Genomic DNA, 18552 nt, shown 5'->3' with positions numbered 1-18552 from the left:
AGCCCTACAGCGCGAGCGCTACCTCGACGGCCTGGCGGATGGCACGCTTAGCGTCCAGCTCAGCGGCCACGTCCGCGCCACCGATGATGGTGACATTGGAGTTATCGCCGGTGACGCTCTCGCGATCCTTGCCGCCCAGGCAGTCCAGATTGGATACCTGACCAGTACAGACAATCACGTTGTCAACTGCGATGACCTGTGGTTTTTCATCGATGGTGATGTGCAGGCCCTCGTCATCGATACGGTTGTAGGTGACGCCGGTGTACTGCTTGACACCGGCCTTCTTGATCTCCGCACGGTGAACCCAACCAGTGGTCTTGCCCAGGCCCTTACCGATGCGGGAGGTCTTGCGCTGCAGCAGGTGCACCTCGCGCTCGACCTCAAACTCCTCAGCTGCGCCAGAGACTGTGCCCGGCTTGGTCAGACCCGCGCGGAACTCCGCAGGGTCACCGACGCCCCAGGCGTCCTTCCAGGCTTCGATGGTCTGGTTCGGTTTGCGAGTGAGGTATTCACACACGTCCACACCGATACCGCCAGCACCGATGACGGCCACCTTGTTGCCGGCCTGCTTCGCACCCGAGAGCAGTTCGTCGTAACGAATGACCTTCTCGTGGTCGATACCGTCAATGCCCGGGATACGCGGGGTAACACCCGTGGCCACAATCACGTGGTCGAACTTGGCCTTGAGCTCGTCGACGTCGGCACGCGTGTTCAGGTGAACCGGAACTTCGAGCACCTCCAGGCGACGGGAGAAGTACTTCAGCGTCTCGCCGTAGTCCTCCTTGCCCGGAATCTGTGCGGCGAGGTTGAACTGGCCACCAATCTGGTCGGCGGCTTCGAAGATTTCCGGGTGGTGACCGCGCTGAGCTGCGGCTTCCGCGAAAGCGAGTCCGGCCACACCAGCGCCGATGACGGCGACGCGCTTGGCCTTGTCCTTTGACACCGGCACGGATACCAGCTCGGTTTCGTAAGCCGCCTTTGGGTTGACCAAACAGGTGGAGCGCTTGGCCGCGAAGGTGTGGTCCAAGCAGGCCTGGTTACAGGCGATACAGGTGTTGATCTGGTCAGCTCGACCATCGCCCGCCTTGATGGCGAAGTCTGGGTCAGCCAGCAGTGGGCGGGCCATGGAAATCAGGTCCGCATTGCCGTCAGCGAGGATCTTCTCCGCAACCTCGGGGCGGTTGATTCGGTTGGAGGCTGCCACCGGGACGTCGACAAGCGAACGGAGACGACCCGTCAGGTCCGTGAATGCGGCGCGCGGCACGGACGTAACGATGGTGGGGACGCGTGCTTCGTGCCAGCCGATACCGGTGTTGAAGACATCGACGCCAGCCTCGACCAGACGCTGCGCGAGTTCAGTGGTCTCTGACCAAGTCTGGCCGTCTTCCACCAGGTCAAGCAGCGAAATGCGGTACTGCAGCAGGAAGTCCTCGCCCACCTCGGCGCGAATGCGACGGACAATTTCGATGGGCAGGCGCATGCGAGCCTCGGCGCTGCCGCCCCAGTTGTCCGAGCGGTGGTTAGTGCGCTCGGCCAGGAACTGGTTGAGCAGGTAACCCTCGGAGCCCATAACCTCGATGCCGTCGTAACCAGCACGTTTCGCGAGCTTCGCGGCGCGGACATAAGCGCCGATAGTGCGCGAGACATCAAAGCCGGTGAGGCGATGAGCCTTAAACGGGCTAATCGGCGACTGACCGGTATTGGCGGAGCGAGCCAGCGGGCTGTAGCTGTAACGACCGGCGTGCAGCACCTGCAGCACGATGTGGCTGCCGTGGGAGTGCACGAGGTCAGTAACGCGGCGGTGATTGTCCGCCATGCGCTTCGACGCCATCATCGAACCGGCCGGAGTCAGCCAACCTTCGATGTTGGGAGCATAACCGCCGGTGACGATGAGCCCCACGCCACCTTCGGCGCGTCGACCCAGGTAGGCAGCCAGCTTGGGGATATCACGGGTGCGATCTTCCAGGCCGGAGTGCATTGAGCCCATGATGATGCGATTGCGCAGAGTTAGAGGACCGACGTCGAGAGGGGAGAGAAGATGTGGGAAGTGAGGCTGGTCAGACATGCAACCAGTATCGCGGTTTTAGCGGCTGTGTATGAGGTGAATCGGAAAAATTCCGGCACAGTTTTATATACGTTTCACGTGGAACATCAGGTGTAAAGCACACGCAGTCTTCGGCGCAGGAGGGTGTCGTATGACTACAGTCGGGGATATTAGTAGACGCATGTAGCAAGGAGTTGAGCCCCCATGACCTCTGAAACTTCAACTAATGGCAAGAAAGTAGCTGTAGTTACCGGTGCTTCTTCCGGTATTGGTGCAGCCACTGCCAAGCAGTTCGCAGCTGAAGGTTTCCGCGTTGTGCTGGGAGCCCGCCGCGAGGACAAGCTGGAGGCTGTCGCGGAGGAGATTCGCGCTGCCGGTGGTGAAGCGACGGTCTACAAGGTTGACGTCACCTCTGACGCCGATGTGGCGGCGCTGGCTAAGGCCGAACCGCGCGTCGACGTGCTGGTTAACAACGCCGGTGGCGCCTGGGGCATGGAATCGGTTGAAGGCGCTGTCGAGGAAAAGTGGCGCTGGATGTACGAGGTCAACGTGCTGGGCACCCTGCGCGTCACCCGCGCGCTGCTGCCCGCATTGAAGTCCACCAGCGGCATTGTGCTCACCGTCGGCTCGATTGCCGGCCGTCAGGTCTACACCGGCGGCGCCGGTTACAACGCAGCCAAGCACGCTGAGCGCGCGCTGGTGGAAGTCCTGCGTCAAGAGGTTGCTGCCGATGGCGTGCGCGTCACCGAAATCGATCCGGGGCGCGTCCACACCGACTTCTCACTCGTGCGTTTCGACGGCGACGAGACCAAGGCCGCAGCGGTCTACGATGGCGTTGAGTCGCTGACCGCCGATGATGTTGCCGACATCATTGTGTTCGCGGCCACCCGTCCGAAGCGCGTCAACATTGACTTCCTGCAGGTGACCCCCATCGACCAGGTGGGTGGCGCGAAGCCGAAGAAGTAAACCCAAAACCAAAGTCACGTACATATCGACTAAATAAAGGAGCCGTGCATGAGCATCGATATTGCCGCTGATACCAAGATTGCCCTGGTCACGGGCGCAAGCCGTGGTATCGGCCTGGCGGTTGCCAAGGATCTCTCCCGTGATCACCACGTCATTGTGGCCGCTACCAGTGCTGAGTCTGCTGAGAAGGTGGCGTCGCAGTTGCCGTCGGCAAGCGTATTCGTTGCTGACCTGGGTGATGCCGACGCCGTAAACGCGGAAGTGGCAAAGCTGTTGGAGGCGCTCGGTGGGCGCGGGCTGGATGTGCTCGTGCACTCGGCGGGTGTGTACGTCGATGGGGACGTGGCGGAGGTTTCGCGTGCGGACTGGTCGCGGATCATGGACATCAACGTCGTCGCCGTCGCCGACCTGACCCGCCAGCTGCTGCCGGCGCTGCGCAAGGCGGAGGGCACGCTGGTGACCATCAACTCGGGCTCGGGATTCCGCGCTTCAGCTGGTACTTCGCCGTATGCAGCGTCGAAGTTCGCGCTACGGGCGTTCACCGATGCGCTGCGCGAGGAAGAGCGTGGCGCGGTACGAGTCAGCTCCGTGCACCCCGGGCGCGTCGACACCGATATGCAGGTTCAGCTGCAGTCGAATTGGCACCGCGATGATGCGGATTGGCGTTACGACGGCACGCAGTTCATGCGGCCTGAATCGATTGCAGCCGCAGTACGCCTGGCCGTTGATACCGGAGCGGATGCCAACGTGGATGAAATCCAGGTGCGCCCGCGCAAATAGCCGTGTAAAAGGTAGCGAAGATAAGCAAAAAGTGTGCCCACGCGGCGGAAAGCCGGTGGGCACACTTTCGTGTACACGCTTCTTACTGAGCGTCCAGGTTCAGGCGCTCGTGCATTGCCTTGACCTCGCGCGGAACAACCTTGCCGATGGCGTTGCGCGGCAGGGAGTCGACGAAGAAGACGCGGTCCGGAGTGGAGTGCTCGGCCAGAGTTTCACGGACGTACTCGCGCAGCATGTCCTCGGTGAGGTTCTTGCCGGCCTCATTGTTCTCGCGGACAACGTAGAGGAACAGGTCAGCGAAAATCTCGTCGTTTTCGTTGCTGCCGTGGCAGAAGACGTCGGCGATGCCCGGCACCGGGCCGAGAATTTCTTCGACCTCGCGTGGGAAGACGTTCTCGCCGCCCTTGATCACCATGTCGTCGGAGCGACCACAGATGTACAGGTAGCCGTCCTGGTCGATACGGCCGAGGTCACCGATCTGGAACAGGCCATCGACGGTGGTGAACTTGTCCTTCTTGTTCAGGTAACCGATGAAGGAGAGCTCCTGAGCGGTGTGGATCATGCCAACCTCACCCGGCTCGACTTCCTTGCCGTCGTCCCCCAGGATGCGAACCTTGGCGCCAATTGCCGGGCGACCTGCGGAGTCCGGGCGGGCTGCGAGGTCCGCGCCGGATGCGATGGAGCACAGGCCGGCCTCGGTGGAGCCGTAGAAGTTACAGATAACCGGACCGAAGCGGTGAGTCAGCGCGGAGACGAGCCAGCCCGGGATGGCGTTACCAGAGGAGACAATGAAGCGGAACGGGCCAATCTTGCGGTTCGGCTCCTCATCCAGAACATCCTTGATCTGGCGCAGGAAGAAGGCCGCGGAAATCATGCCGTTACAGCCGTACTGTTCACACTGGTCAACAGCCTTCTTCGGGTCGAAGACACGCATGGTGACAATGGTGGAGCCGGTAGCCATGCCAATCAGCACATTTGCCCAGCCCCAGGCGTGGAACATGGATGCGGACTGGTGAATGACCATGTTGCGGCGCCACGGAATACGATCGGCGATTGCACCCACGGTTGCCGGTGTCTTGGGCTCATTGCGCAGGACACCCTTCGGGATGCCGGTGGTGCCGGAGGACATGATGATGATGCGTCCCTGCTCCGGCTTCGGATCTAGCTTGGCGTTCGATGTACGACCTTCTTCAATGAGGTCTTCCATGAACACGAAGTTCTTGCCCGCGTTCTTGCGGGTCTCCGGCTTGGTCACGGAGGTAATAACGACGGTGACATCGTCGAGGTCTTCTGGCAGGTTGCCCAGGAACTCGTCATCGACGAACAGGAACTTGGCCTTATTCTGGTCAACGACGCCGCGAATCTGAGTCGGGCCGGAGCCGATGTTCATCAGCATAATTTCGGAGCCGATGAAGCCCTTGATAGCCATCGGCAGAATAATGCCGCGGCCGTTACGTGCGATAACACCGAAGCTGGACTTCTGAGTCATGCCACGGTCCATCAAGGCACGAGCCAGGGCGTGGGCGTTGTCCAGCAGCTGAGAATAGGTCAGTTCGCCGTCATCATCGACAAGGGCGAGGCGATCCGGGTAGCGCAGCGCACCCATGGAAATCAGGCTGGCGACGGAGAACTTCAGGCGACGCAGGTAATCGAGGACCTTCGGCGCCGTCTTCGGAGTCATGTACAGGGCGCCGGTACGCAGGAGCGGTGGAATCGACTGGGCAAAAGCCTTGATTTGCAGCCCAAGTGGTACTTGCGGAGCCTTCATTTCAGCTGCCATGGGTGAGAATCCTCCAAGGTGATGGACAAGCGGCTAATAGCGCCAAGCGACTCTTCAGTCACATTGACACCATCAGTCACGGTAGTGCGATTTTGTAACAACCAGACTTTAACAAACCTGTGCCGCGTCAAAAAGTAGTTTCCACGAAGAAAAGTAAAAAATACGCAGTCGGCGTGCGCAATGCTTTACGACGGGTACCTTTTCGCGTACGGGCTAGAGGATACAGTGTTATCAAACAGTTATAAACCGACAGAAAGCAGTGAATATAACGAAATGATAACACTGCGGTAACGAATTCAATTCTGATATTGACGTATATAACTCTATGAACCCAGGGGTTTTCGGTTGGTTTGTTTGACGGGGCGGGCAGTAGCTGAATGGCGGTCGCCCCCAGAAATTAGGGGGCTAGGAATCTTCAGAAAAATAGAAATGTTCGCGACTAGGAGGGGCGGAGGTTGCGAACACGTAGCTAAATAGGTGACATATTCGCCGGCTTGAGCCTCGGTGTGTGGCATCGGTGAGCGCCTGAGGAAGTTGCCCTAATTCAGGGTTAGGGCGGCAAGTGCGGGCTCATCCTCTGGTGTGCAGGTGGAGAGCCAACGGTCGATGGCATCGTACTCCGCCTGTGTGAGCCACAGGTGGTATTTCTGTTTTACTGCCACCTGGCGAGCGACATACTGGCAGCGAAATGGCTTATTGGCGGGTACCCAGGATGCGGCATCGCTATCCCGCTTCTGTTGATTGGCGGGGCCATCGACGGCCAAGAGGTTGAGGGGGTCATTGGCAAAGTCCTGCCGAACCTCGGGCGGGAGTTGCTGTGCCCCCTTTTGCCAGGCGTCGCTTAAGGCTACGACATGGTCGATTTGAACGGCAGAAGAGGTATCGCGGCCACGCTGGAACTCAATCATCGTGCCGGTATAGGGATCCAGTAATTGCCCTGAAAGCACGACGCAATCGTGGCTATTTGGTTTGTACTCCTTATTAATAAGGTCACGATTCAAAATATCGTTTCGCGTGTCACATCCGTTGTGCCCAAACTCGGCAGAGACGTCGTCACTCCAACGTTGTCCGAACTCATCGCGCGCATAGCCGGTTTTCGGTGCGCGCCCTTTTACCTCCAGCTGGTTGAGGGCGCTACGGATGCCGTCGATAGGCGATGTGCCGGGCGCTGGGGTGTCCGGGACGGCGGGGGTGTGGGGCGCTTCGGGGATCTCGGGCGCGGGTTCCTCTGGCTCGGGCGTAAATGCGGGTGCCGGTGCCGGGCTGTACGACTGGCTCTCTGGTGTGGGGGCTGTGGGAGCCGTGCAGCCGCTGAGGATTGTCGCTGCGCCGATAAGGAGGGCGAGGCCCTGCAGTGGCGAGCGGAAACGACGGTTGGCGAGCATGGAGCTAACCATAGCGGTGGGGGCGGATTGGGTATGGAGGGAGGTTTGCTAAAGAATCGAACAATTGTGCGTAGTTAGCGGGGGTGGTAGCTCGATTAGGGGGTTATGGCGTTAAAGCGGGTAGTAAAAGCCCGGTTTTAGTCGAACGGGAAGGGTGTTCTAGCTCCTTCGGGGGTGGGTAAATATAGCTAGTTCCCTAAATACGTATTGCAATACGCCTAGATGAAAGTGCATTGTTAAAACAGTTGGAAATATAGATAACCCGTGTCCCCCAATTGGCACATTGCACCTACAAGGGGAAAACAGCCATGACAGCTAAGACAGCCATGACTCTGACCGAAACAGCGACCACATTGCCTCGTGGTCCTCAGAGGGAAGGTCTCTACCACCCGTCGAACGAACATGATGCGTGTGGCGTGGCCTTTGTTGCCGACATTTACGGTCGCCAGACCCATGACATTGTGGAAAAGGGCATTCAGGCACTGGTCAACCTCGACCACCGCGGTGCTGCCGGCGCTGAGAAGACCACCGGCGACGGTGCCGGCATTCTCATTCAGGTTCCGGATGCCTACTACCGCGCTGAGCTGAGCAAGGAAGGCGTCATTTTGCCGCCGGCTGGCACCTATGCCACCGGTATTGCATTCCTGCCGCAGTCGCGCATGGCCACCCTCGATGCCATCCGGGCTATTGAAGACATCTGCGCCGAAGAGGGCATCGAGATCTTGGCATGGCGCGATGTGCCGATTAACGCTGACGGGCTTGGTCAGATGGCTCGCCAGGCTATGCCGGTGCTGCGTCAGCTCTTCGTTACCGCGAAGAACTACGAGGGTCGCCAGCTCAGCGATATCGATCTCGACCGCAAGATGTTCTTCCTGCGTAAGCGCTGCGAGCGTGAGCTGGGTGAACAGGGCGCTGGCGAGGGCTCTGGTGGCGACACCGTGTACTTCCCGTCGCTGTCCAGTCGCACGATTGTCTACAAGGGCATGCTGACTACTCCGCAGCTGAAGGATTTCTACCTTGACCTGCAGCAGAAGGAAGTCACTTCCGCGCTCGCCATCGTGCACTCACGCTTTTCCACGAACACTTTCCCGTCCTGGCCGCTGGCACACCCGTACCGCTACGTCGCTCACAATGGCGAAATCAACACCGTGCGCGGCAACGAAAATTGGATGCGCGCCCGCGAGTCGCTGATTCGCTCTGGCAAGCTGGGCAACATCGACCGCGCGCTGCCGGTGTGCGATCCCAACGGTTCTGACACTGCGCGTTTCGACGAGGCCCTGGAGTTACTGCATCTCGGTGGTCGTAGTCTCCCGCATGCGGTCATGATGATGGTTCCGCAGGCCTGGGAGCACGACGACAATCTCAGCCCGCAGGTGCGCGCGTTCTACGAGTACCACGCCTGCCTGATGGAGCCGTGGGACGGCCCCGCTGCCATCTGCTTTACCGACGGCCAGGTCATCGGAGCCACCCTGGATCGCAATGGCCTGCGCCCGGGGCGCATCTGGGTGACCGACGAGGGCCTGGTGGTGATGGCCTCCGAGGCTGGCGTCCTGGATATCCCGCCGGAGCAGATTGTGCAGCGCACACGCGTGCAGCCGGGGCGCATGTTCCTGGTGGACATGAAGGCCGGTCGCATTATTGAGGACAAGGAGATTAAGTCCACGCTGGCCGCCACCGGTCCATACGAGGAATGGATCAAAGAGGGCCTGGTCGACATCACCGACCTGCCACGAGAGCGTTACCAGTACATGCCGCACGCCCGCGCGGTGTTGCGGCAGCGCGTCTTCGGCATCACCGAGGAAGACGTTGACCTGATCATCCGCCCGATGGCACTCACCGGCGCGGAGGGCCTGGGTTCGATGGGCTCGGACACGCCAATCGCGGCACTGTCCAACCGCCCCCGCATGCTGTTCGACTTCTTCTCGCAGCGGTTCGCACAGGTGACCAACCCGCCGCTGGACTCGCTGCGCGAAAAGTCCATCACCAGCATGAATACGTTGCTGGGGGCAGAGACCAACATCCTGGAGCCCACTGCCGATGCCGCGCGTCGCATCCGGCTTGAGCATCCAATCCTGGACAACCACGACTTTGTCACCCTGTGCCAGGCGGGCAAGAACGAGGAGTACTCCGAGTTCCGCGCCGAGGTCATCTCTGGCCTGTACCCGGTCGCCCGCGGTGGCCGTGGCCTGCGCAACGCTATCCGTCGTGTTCGCCGTGAGGTCTCTGAGGCCATTGACCGTGGTGCCCGACTGATTGTGCTGTCTGACCGTGAGTCCAACGAGCGCTTTGCCCCTATCCCGTCGCTGCTGCTGACCTCCGCGGTTCACCACCACCTGGTGGAGGAGCGCACTCGCACGCGCGCCAGCCTCATCATTGAGGCTGGCGACGCCCGCGAGGTGCACCACATGGCCATGCTGCTGGGCTTTGGTGCCGATGCCATTAACCCATACATGGCTTTCGAAACCATCGATGAGCTGCGCATGAAGGACCAGCTCGGAGCTCTGACGTTGGATCAGGCCTGCTCGAACTACTGCAAGGCTGCCTCCAAGGGCGTGCTGAAGGTCATGTCCAAGATGGGTATCGCCTCACTGCAGTCCTACCGTGGCGCTCAGCTGGCCGACACCGTCGGTCTGTCGCAAGAGTTCCTGGACGAGTACTTCACCGGCGCTGTTTCTCCGCTGGAAGGTATTGGTCTCGACGAGGTCGCAGAAGATGTTGCCGCCCGTCACCGCAGCGCATTCCTGCCGCGTCCGGAAGAGCAGGCACACCGTGAGCTGGATCTCGGCGGCGAGTACAAGTGGCGTCGCGAAGGCGAGTACCACCTATTCAACCCGGAGACAATCTACACGCTGCAGCATGCGACCCGCACTGGTCAGTACGCGGTCTTCCGCGACTACACCAACAAGGTTGATGAGCAGACCAAGCAGCTGGCAACCCTGCGCGGCATGCTCGAGTTCGCCTCGGACCGCGAGCCAATCGACATTGATGAGGTCGAACCGGTCTCGAGCATCGTCAAGCGTTTCTCCACCGGCGCAATGAGCTATGGCTCCATCTCCGCGGAGGCACATGAGACGCTGGCCATCGCTATGAATCGCCTGGGCGCCATGTCCAACTCCGGCGAGGGCGGCGAGGACCCAGACCGTTTCGAAATGGAGGCCAACGGCGACTGGAAACGCTCTGCCATCAAGCAGGTCGCATCGGGCCGCTTCGGTGTGACCAGCCACTACCTGTCCAACTGCACCGACATCCAGATCAAGATGGCCCAGGGTGCAAAGCCCGGCGAGGGTGGCCAGTTGCCACCGAACAAGGTCTACCCGTGGATCGCGGAAGTCCGCATCACCACCCCGGGCGTGGGGCTAATCTCGCCGCCACCGCACCACGACATCTACTCAATCGAGGATCTGGCACAGCTCATCTACGACCTCAAGAACGCCAATCCGCGCGCCCGCATTCACGTCAAGCTCGTCTCCGAGCAGGGCGTGGGTACCGTCGCCGCTGGTGTCTCGAAGGCGCATGCCGACGTCGTGCTGATCTCCGGCCACGATGGCGGCACTGGTGCCTCGCCACTGACCAGTCTCAAGCACGCCGGCGGTCCGTGGGAGCTGGGGCTCGCTGAAACCCAGCAGACCCTGATGCTCAACGGGCTGCGCGACCGCATCCGCGTGCAGTGCGATGGCCAGCTCAAGACCGGTCGTGATGTCGTGGTCGCGATGTTGCTGGGTGCTGAGGAGTTTGGTTTTGCCACCGCTCCGCTGGTGGTTGAGGGCTGCGTCATGATGCGCGTCTGCCACCTGGACACCTGTCCAGTCGGTATTGCCACCCAGAATCCGAAGTTGCGGAGCAAGTTCACCGGCCGTGCCGAGCACGTGGTCAACTTCTTCACCTTCATCGCCCAGCAGGTCCGTGAATACCTCGCTGAGCTGGGTTTCCGCACCATTGACGAAGCGGTCGGACATGCCGAGTGCCTGCGTCCGCGCAAGGATCTCGACAACCTTCCGCGCGTCGCAAAGCTTGACCTGGAGCGAATCCTGCACGTTGCCGAAAGCCCCTTCTTTGCGGACCAGGATTCCTACTGCACGAAGGCGCAGGACCACGGCCTTGAGGGCGCGTTGGATGAGCGCCTCATCGACGAAGCGCAGCCCGCGCTGCGTACGGCGCGCGCGAATGGGCTGGCGCCGACACCGGTATCGCTGCACCATGCCATCAGCAATGTGAACCGTTCCGTGGGCACGCGCCTGGGGTATGAAGTCACCAAAGTCGCAGGTAAGCAGGGGCTTGCCGACGACTCCATCGTCGTCAACCTGCTCGGTTCCGCCGGTAACTCGCTGGGTGCGTTCCTGCCGGCCGGTGTGACCATCAAGCTGGAGGGCGATGCCAACGACTTCGTCGGCAAGGGCCTGTGCGGCGGCAAGATTGTGGTCCGACCTTCACGTTCGGCCCCGCCGACCGCGGATGTGGCTACCGACACCATTGCCGGCAACGTCATTGGTTTCGGCGCCACCAGCGGTGAAATCTTCGTTCGCGGCACTGTCGGTGAGCGCTTCTGCGTGCGTAACTCCGGTGCTACGGCCGTGGTCGAGGGCATCGGTAACCACGGTTGCGAGTACATGACCGGTGGCCGCGTCGTAGTGGCGGGCCCGGTCGGTCACAACTTCGGCGCCGGTATGAGTGGCGGTATCGCTTACCTGCTGGATAACGAGGCGACGCGGGCGAACATCAACACCGAGCTGGTCGATATTGTGCCGCTCGATGATGAGGACATCAGCTGGTTGGAGGCCACGCTGTCGAAGCACCGCAAGCTCACGGGTTCTAAGACTCGGTTCCCGGCTGCACAATTCATCAAAATCATGCCGCGTGATTACGCCCGAATTCTCGACGTAGTCGCGAAGGCAAAGGACAACGACGCTGACATCAACGAAGCAATCATGGAGGCAGTAACCAATGGCTGATTCGAAGGGTTTCATGAAATTCCAGCGCGAAGAGCCTGCTCATCGCCCGGTTCCGCTGCGTCTGATGGACTGGAAAGAGGTCTATGAGGAGGCTAGCAACGAGCAGGTGCAACAGCAGGCGACCCGCTGTATGGACTGTGGCGTGCCGTTTTGTCACTCGGCCTGCCCGCTGGGCAACATCATTCCGGAGTGGAATGACCTGGTTCGTCAGAACCGCTGGCACGAGGCTTTCGAGCGCTTGCACGCCACCAACAACTTCCCCGAGTGGACCGGTCGCCTGTGCCCGGCTCCGTGCGAGGGCGGTTGTGTGCTCGGCATCAACGACGATGCCGTGACCATTAAGAACATCGAGCTGGCCATCGTTGAACGCGGCTTCGATGAGGGCTGGGTTCAGCCAATTGTGCCGACTTTCGACACCGGCCAGCACATCGCTGTCATCGGCTCCGGGCCAGCGGGCCTTGCTGCAGCACAGCAGCTGACTCGCGCCGGGCATGATGTCACGGTCTTCGAGCGCGACGACAAGATTGGTGGTCTGATGCGCTACGGCGTGCCGGACTACAAGATGGAGCAGCGTTTCCTCGACCGTCGTCTCGAGCAGATGGAAATCGAGGGTACTGAGTTCCGCACCAACGTCTCACCGACAGCAGCTGACCTGGCCGATTTCGACGCAGTTGTGCTGGCTACCGGCGCATCGCTGGCCCGCGACCTGCCCGTCGATGGCCGTGATTTGGAGGGTATTCACCAGGCTATGGAGTACCTGCCGGGTGCCAACCGCGTTGCCGCAGGCGAGCTCGACACCCCGCCGATTGATGCGAAGGGCAAGAAGGTCGTTGTCATTGGCGGCGGTGACACCGGCATTGACTGCTTCGGTACCGCGCTGCGCCAGGGAGCGGCGTCCGTCACGCAGTTCGATATTCGCCCCCGTGCACCGAAGTCCCGTGCGGCGTCGACTCCGTGGCCGATGTACCCGCTGGTCTGGCGCGTGGCGACTGCTCACGAAGAAGGTGAGTACACCATCACCGGTTCCGAACCGCCAGAGGTTACCGAGGCGCTCGGCCTTAACGCTCGCGTCACCGGCGAGACCCTGGGCAAGCGCGTCTTCAACGTCAACACCGTCTCCTTCCACGGCGAGGACGGTCACGTGACCGGCCTGTCCGCCAACGAGGTCGAGGTCATCGATGGCAAGCGCGTGCCCATGGAGGACACGGATTTCGAACTCGATGCCGACCTAGTTCTCATCGCGCTGGGCTTCTCCGGTCCGGAGCGCGGCGGTCTGCCCCATGAGCTGGGGATTCAGTTCAACGATCGCGGTGTGATGATGCGTGACGACGACTACCTCGCCGTGCGCAGCGACATCGAGCAGAACTTCGACGGTCCGGTGTTCGTGGCCGGTGACAATGGCCGCGGGGCCAGTTTGATTGTGTGGGCTATCGCCGAAGGCCGCGCCTGCGCCGAGGCTGTGGACCAGTACTTGATGGGCGAGTCCAATCTGCCGCGCGCTGTCGAGCCGGAGGATGCTCCAATTAAGTTGTAAGCCCTGGTTTAGTTCACCACTATGTTGCCGCGTGCCCCCATTTCGGCATGCACCATCTGGTGGTCGACAAAGCGGTACGTGCCTGGCTCCGGGAATTCGGCCTCAACATAACCACCCTGCGCGGCACCGAGGTCAAGGGCTTGGGCACCGCCCACGCCGTCGTCAAGCAAAAGCGCGCCCTCCTTGTACACGCGATGGAACTGCGTGCCGACGATATGGAAGCTCGTGCCCTTGTTGGGGCCGGCGGCAAGTACCCAGAAACGTACCGTCTCACCTGCGCGAATGCGAATTGGGTGGGTGAGATACTGGTCGGGGTAGCCGTTGAACTTGTAGATATCGGGGTCCTCGGCCATGGTCTTGTCGGCGTCGGGGCTGTCCTCGCCCCAGTAGCTTTCCGACTGCACCAGAAGAACCTCGTGGTCAACATCAGTGAGATTCGGTGGGTCGATGATGACGGCACCGTGCATACCGGCAGCGATGTGCATGGACATGGGCATGGTTGCGCAGTGGTACATCCAGATGCCCGCGCGGTCAGCACGGAAGCGGTACTCAAGCTTCTCACCAGGGGCGATGTCGCGCATTGGCTCGTCCGGCGAAACAATGCCGGCATGAAAGTCGATGGAGTGACTCATGGTGCCGTCATTAATGAGCGTGACGACGAACTCGTCGCCCACCTTGCCGCGCAGAGTTGGCCCCAGCGGTTTGCCGTTGTAAACCCAGTGCTGCTGCTCGACGCCAGGGGCAGCGTAGCCAGTGAATTCGCTGGCCCGCAGCGTGACGTGGTGAACCGTGGCGTCCTCGGCGGGTTCTAATAGCGGGTTGATGGTGGGGGAATCCCGGCCGGGTAGCTCGCCGACATTCCCGAGTGCGCCTGGCGTGGCATGGCCGGAGTGGCTGCCGTGCTCGGTGCGGTGTGAATGATTCGAACCACCTGCATTAACTGTGAGCGTCATGCCCATCTGGCGGTGGCCAGCAATGGTGCACCAACCGTCAATGTCGCCAGGGACGACCGGCACTTCGATGGTGGCGGAGTCGCCGGGGGAGACTCGGCCGGTGTCCTCGCCGGTGGCCAAGCGCAGATCGTGGACTTGGGAATCCGCGTTGACCATGGTGATGACCAGGCGGTCGCCGGGGTTCGCCTCAATGACGTTCGGGGTATAGGTCATATCGTTGGCAGTGACCGTGACCTCGACGGTTTCTCCGGTGGGCGCAACATCACCGGTGGTTTCCATGCTGCTCGTACCACCACCGCTACCGCTCAGCGCAACGCCGACGGATACTACCAGGCCTAATACAGCCAGAGCAGCGGTAGTTTGAGCACCGAGACGACGCGCGGTTGCTTGCAGCTCGACCAGCTTCGGCGATGCTTCCTTGTTAGCTCGTGCCTTCTGGCGTTCCTTCAGCGCACCAATCTGTGCCTTTGCGGCCCGGCCGACCAGCGGTAGGTAGGACACTAATGCGAGGGAGACCAGCGCGGAGACCGCCACCTTGGTCCACGACGGCAGTGGTAGCAGCCACAGTGCCAGACCAATATTGATGGTCGACCAGCGGAATGCGCCCGCACGGTCAAGTTCCTTCATACCGGCTGAGACTGGACCAGCACCTCCGCCGATGGTTGCGGGCAGGAGTTGGCTCATCATGCCGATTAGCAGTTGTGCACCGAAACCGATTACCAGCGGCAGCGTGAGGGATGAGATTACGAAGCCGTCGTCAAGCGCCTTGACTGTGGCGACTGCGAGTGTGCCGATTAGCCATACGATGGCGGCCGCGACAGACAGCGCCGGGTAGCTGAGGCGGTCGCGGGGGTCTTTAGCGACGGTCATGACGTTGTGCGCCCACGGGATGGCGGCTATGACCCAGCCGATAGTGATGATGCCAAGGCCGACCGAGGCGATCCAGTTGATGCTGGTCAGTGCACCGATCGCGGTAATCGCGATACCTATGAGCTGTATTGCTAGTGCCAGCTTCGGGCGGGAATGCGGCGACATCTGGGTTCGCCACAGCGCTGGGAACATGGTGACGAGCGTGCCGCAGGCCGCGAGCCCGAGGAAGCCAATGAGGTTGACGGCTTCGTGTGCCAATAGGAGGTCGTCGTGAAGCGCTTTGCCCTTCGGAGATGCGAGGATGGCGCCGAGTGCAGCGCCGATGGGCAGTAGACATGCCGACGCGACGTAGTGCGCAACGGAAATGGCGAATGGCCGATCGCGCTTCGCCATCAGGTCGCGGCCGAGGGAAATCGCATGCCATGCGACGGCGACGCCGACGACCGCCGCGCCGACGGTGGTCACCGGCCACCAGTCACCGAGCTTGCCGACGACCGTTGCGACAATACCTACGTTGAGCAGGTAAATATTTGCCAACTGAATCTTCCGATTGCCAACGGGCACGTCGATTTTCAGTAGCTTTTCGGTGAAGTGGCGGCCCCAGATGAGGATGGAGTTGGTGACGGCGCCGAGGGTAAAGAGATGCACCAACAGCCAACGGCCATCGGTGACGAAAGGGTGAATGAGTGCTGCCACAATGATGGAGGCGAACCACCAGCGCACTGGCATACCGGCCTTGCGATGCCAGGACATGCGGCGCTTCTTGCCAGGCTTAGTAGGCGGTTTGGTTGTGGGGGATTGGGGTTCTGGTGTGGCGTGCGACGACATATATCAATAATACGCATACTGGGTGCGCATTTAATATGGGCGCATGTAAGAGTGCTTTTAATTGGTCGGGTCTTCGCCGTTTTTGTGGGCCTGCCAGAACTGTGTGGTCTTCTGTGTCTGACCCATCCGGTTTTGAATCAGCATCAGGGCAGCAAGGAAGGGCTTCCGGGTGATGAAAGCGCGTGCCCGACGCATTGATGATGTGCTCACGGGGAAGTGTAACCCTTTTGTCAAAAACGATTGTTTGAGTATTCACGCAAATACTTCCTTGAATAAATATCTCAATAAAGAGGTGATTGTGCATTAATTGCAATCGTCAGGAAGTGGTTACGTTAGAAGCTAGTTTGTACAGCTAGTTAGATGAATGTAAACAGATTGAAGCTTCAGTAAACAGTTGGTGAAACGTTGTTTTACCAGGGAGAATGATGAGTGGTAAAGGTGGCTTTTGGCTACCCGAACGATGGGGTAGCCCTTTGTAGTAGGGGGCTGTAAATGTAGTTCATATCGCATAGTATGCCAAGCCTGTGGAACGCATTGTGCGTAAGAAAATTTAACCAGCAATAAAAGGCATAAGAATGTTTATCCGAGACTGGAAGCAGCTCGCCTGGTGTGTATTTGATGTACTCGCCTGGCTGGTTGCGCTGTCCGCCGCTAATGGAATCGTCCGCGGTGAATTGGTATCTTTCTCTGAAATATCAGGCACTAATTTTTTGGTTGTCGCTGTCGCCGTGGCCGTCATCGTCCTGCTCGGCCTGCTGCTCGGGGAGTACACCAACCCACAACGCGTATGGCCCGGCAGTCGAACTGAAGATATTGTTCTGCTGAGCATCAGCATGGGCGGCGCTACCGCAGCCACTGGTTTGGCTCAAATTCTGAAGACCTTCCCGGAAATTGCGTGGTACGTTCCGTTCGCCGGTGGCTGTGTCGCAACTTTGGCAAGTATCTATACCCGAACTCTCGCTCGCTGGATTACCGATAACTTTGGCACCCGCCAGACGGATGATCGCTTGATTGTTCTCGGTGCAGGCCGTCGAGCCAAGTTTTTTATTAACAGCCTTACGGATTCCGGTATTTCCCGTGAGAACCGCTTCCACTTGGTTGGAATCGTCGATCCCGAAGAAAGCGGTGAGAACCATATTTCTCGTATCCATGGTCTCCGCGTGATTCGTGGCATTGATCAGTTGGGCGAAGTCGCATCGCGCACTTCGGCGCAGTCGGTCATCATTGCGACTAATGAGCCACTGTCCACTGAGTGCATCAATGTCCTCAACCACATTTGTGAGGAATCGTCCCTGCGCCTGCTTATTCTGCCGCCGGTGGAGGAGTACTCGCGCCACCGTGGTGCTGTCGCTACCTCGCAGGTGCGCGAAATTAACATCGCCGACCTCATCGGCCGCCAGCCGCTGCACCTGGATGAATCCAAGGTCGCTTCGATAATCCGCGGTAAGAAGGTGCTGGTCACAGGCGCTGGCGGTTCTATCGGTTCCGAGATCTGCCGACAGGTTCACCGCTTTGAGCCGGCAGAAATTATCATGCTGGATCGCGATGAGGGCGGCTTGCATGCCACGCAGCTGTCGCTGACGGGTTCGGCGCTTCTCGACGGCTCCGATACCGTCTTGGCTGATATCCGTGACGCGGAAATGCTGACGCAGATCTTCACCGAGCGCAAGCCCGATGTTGTCTACCATGCTGCAGCTCTCAAGCACCTGCCGCTGCTGGAGAGCTACCCTGCAGAAGCAGTGCAAACCAATGTCATCGGAACCCAGAACGTCCTGGATGCAGCCGCTGCGGCCAATGTTTCAACCGTTATTAATATTTCCACGGACAAGGCTGCGAACCCAGCCTCGATTCTGGGTGAATCCAAGCGCGCCGCAGAACGTCTGACTGCGCACATGGGGCAAACTCACGAAGGTGTCTGGGCATCTGTCCGCTTCGGTAACGTGTTTGGCTCGCGTGGCTCGGTCATTACGACTTTCCAGCGTCAGATTGAAGAGGGCGGCCCGGTTACGGTGACGCACCCTGACGTTCAGCGCTACTTCATGACCATTCCGGAGGCATCGCAGCTGGTGCTGCAGGCTACCGTTATTGCAGAGTCCGGTGAGACTCTGGTGCTGGAGATGGGTGAGCCGGTCAAGATTGCTGAGCTGGCGGAGAACCTTATCAGGCTCCATGACGCAGACGTAGAGATTGTCTACACGGGTCTTCGCGAAGGTGAGAAGATCTCCGAGGACTTGGTTGATGACCGCGAGGTTCCCAAGATTGGTGATCGTCATCCGCTGATTACTGAGGTACGTGTTGAGCCGGAACGGCTGAATTCGCGGATTCTCCCGTGCACACATAATCACGATGCTGCACGTCGTTGGCTTGCAGAGCACGGTGGGGCGCAAAGCAGTATTGCGGCGTATCCCGCTGGTGCACAATCACTTGCAACCGCTAGCTCGAAGGCAAAATAGTTAGGATGAC

General features: G+C 60.0%; 10 protein-coding genes. 5 read left to right on the top strand and 5 right to left on the bottom strand.

Annotation, left to right across the window (positions count from 1 at the left end):
* Window positions 1-4 precede the first annotated feature (4 nt).
* Entirely contained in the window at window positions 5-2065 is a 2061-nt protein-coding gene (locus tag QP981_RS04755; protein WP_284857533.1) for an oxidoreductase, read from the bottom strand.
* Window positions 2066-2248: 183 nt separating this feature from the next.
* On the opposite strand from QP981_RS04755, the gene QP981_RS04750 reads away from it, so the two are divergent.
* The gene (locus QP981_RS04750) at window positions 2249-3010 is read left to right on the top strand and encodes an SDR family oxidoreductase (RefSeq protein ID WP_049193380.1); all 762 of its coding nucleotides are present in this window, start codon (window positions 2249-2251) and stop codon (window positions 3008-3010) included.
* Between the two features lie 48 nt (window positions 3011-3058).
* Window positions 3059-3790 carry an SDR family oxidoreductase gene (locus QP981_RS04745; RefSeq protein ID WP_284857532.1) on the top strand — a complete coding sequence of 244 codons (732 nt, stop codon included), beginning with the start codon at window positions 3059-3061 and terminating at the stop codon, window positions 3788-3790.
* A gap of 82 nt (window positions 3791-3872) precedes the next feature.
* Here QP981_RS04745 and QP981_RS04740 read toward each other — a convergent pair whose 3' ends face one another.
* Together QP981_RS04740 and QP981_RS04735 are read right to left on the bottom strand one after the other, a co-directional pair.
* Complete coding sequence (locus tag QP981_RS04740) at window positions 3873-5570, bottom strand: AMP-binding protein (RefSeq protein WP_088611816.1); 1698 nt, start codon at window positions 5568-5570, stop codon at window positions 3873-3875.
* Window positions 5571-6109: 539 nt separating this feature from the next.
* Window positions 6110-6967, bottom strand: coding sequence for an HNH endonuclease family protein (locus tag QP981_RS04735; RefSeq protein ID WP_284857530.1), 858 nt, complete (start codon window positions 6965-6967; stop codon window positions 6110-6112).
* Between the two features lie 314 nt (window positions 6968-7281).
* Between QP981_RS04735 and gltB the strand changes: the two genes are divergently transcribed.
* Both gltB and QP981_RS04725 read left to right on the top strand, forming a co-directional pair.
* Entirely contained in the window at window positions 7282-11904 is a 4623-nt protein-coding gene (gltB, locus tag QP981_RS04730) for a glutamate synthase large subunit (RefSeq protein WP_284857549.1), read from the top strand.
* Window positions 11897-13438: a glutamate synthase subunit beta gene (locus QP981_RS04725; RefSeq protein WP_284857529.1), complete on the top strand. Its 1542-nt coding sequence runs from the start codon at window positions 11897-11899 to the stop codon at window positions 13436-13438. Before gltB ends, QP981_RS04725 begins: the two co-directional genes overlap by 8 nt.
* An 8-nt stretch (window positions 13439-13446) precedes the next feature.
* Here the strand turns inward: QP981_RS04725 and QP981_RS04720 are convergent, their stop codons facing one another.
* Complete coding sequence (locus QP981_RS04720) at window positions 13447-16014, bottom strand: multicopper oxidase domain-containing protein (protein ID WP_284857528.1); 2568 nt, start codon at window positions 16012-16014, stop codon at window positions 13447-13449.
* A 132-nt stretch (window positions 16015-16146) separates the two neighbouring features.
* On the bottom strand, window positions 16147-16299 hold the full coding sequence (locus QP981_RS04715) for a hypothetical protein (RefSeq protein ID WP_284857527.1): 153 nt from the start codon (window positions 16297-16299) through the stop codon (window positions 16147-16149).
* A gap of 365 nt (window positions 16300-16664) precedes the next feature.
* On the opposite strand from QP981_RS04715, the gene QP981_RS04710 reads away from it, so the two are divergent.
* Complete coding sequence (locus QP981_RS04710; RefSeq protein ID WP_284857525.1) at window positions 16665-18542, top strand: polysaccharide biosynthesis protein; 1878 nt, start codon at window positions 16665-16667, stop codon at window positions 18540-18542.
* Window positions 18543-18552: the final 10 nt, after the last annotated feature.

The organism is Corynebacterium sp. MSK047 (genome assembly GCF_030232285.1).
GTDB classification, from domain to species: Bacteria; Actinomycetota; Actinomycetes; order Mycobacteriales; family Mycobacteriaceae; genus Corynebacterium; species Corynebacterium jeikeium_D.
This window is presented reverse-complemented; position numbering and strand designations above follow the sequence as displayed.

What these genes read in the sequence shown, in the direction of transcription:
- QP981_RS04755 (WP_284857533.1), bottom strand. Translation starts at nt 2,065, where the DNA reads ATGTCTGACCAGCCTCACTTCCCACATCTTCTCTCCCCTCTCGACGTC.
- QP981_RS04750 (WP_049193380.1), top strand. Translation starts at nt 2,249, where the DNA reads ATGACCTCTGAAACTTCAACTAATGGCAAGAAAGTAGCTGTAGTTACC.
- QP981_RS04745 (WP_284857532.1), top strand. Translation starts at nt 3,059, where the DNA reads ATGAGCATCGATATTGCCGCTGATACCAAGATTGCCCTGGTCACGGGC.
- QP981_RS04740 (WP_088611816.1), bottom strand. Translation starts at nt 5,570, where the DNA reads ATGGCAGCTGAAATGAAGGCTCCGCAAGTACCACTTGGGCTGCAAATC.
- QP981_RS04735 (WP_284857530.1), bottom strand. Translation starts at nt 6,967, where the DNA reads ATGGTTAGCTCCATGCTCGCCAACCGTCGTTTCCGCTCGCCACTGCAG.
- gltB (WP_284857549.1), top strand. Translation starts at nt 7,282, where the DNA reads ATGACTCTGACCGAAACAGCGACCACATTGCCTCGTGGTCCTCAGAGG.
- QP981_RS04725 (WP_284857529.1), top strand. Translation starts at nt 11,897, where the DNA reads ATGGCTGATTCGAAGGGTTTCATGAAATTCCAGCGCGAAGAGCCTGCT.
- QP981_RS04720 (WP_284857528.1), bottom strand. Translation starts at nt 16,014, where the DNA reads ATGTCCTGGCATCGCAAGGCCGGTATGCCAGTGCGCTGGTGGTTCGCC.
- QP981_RS04710 (WP_284857525.1), top strand. Translation starts at nt 16,665, where the DNA reads ATGTTTATCCGAGACTGGAAGCAGCTCGCCTGGTGTGTATTTGATGTA.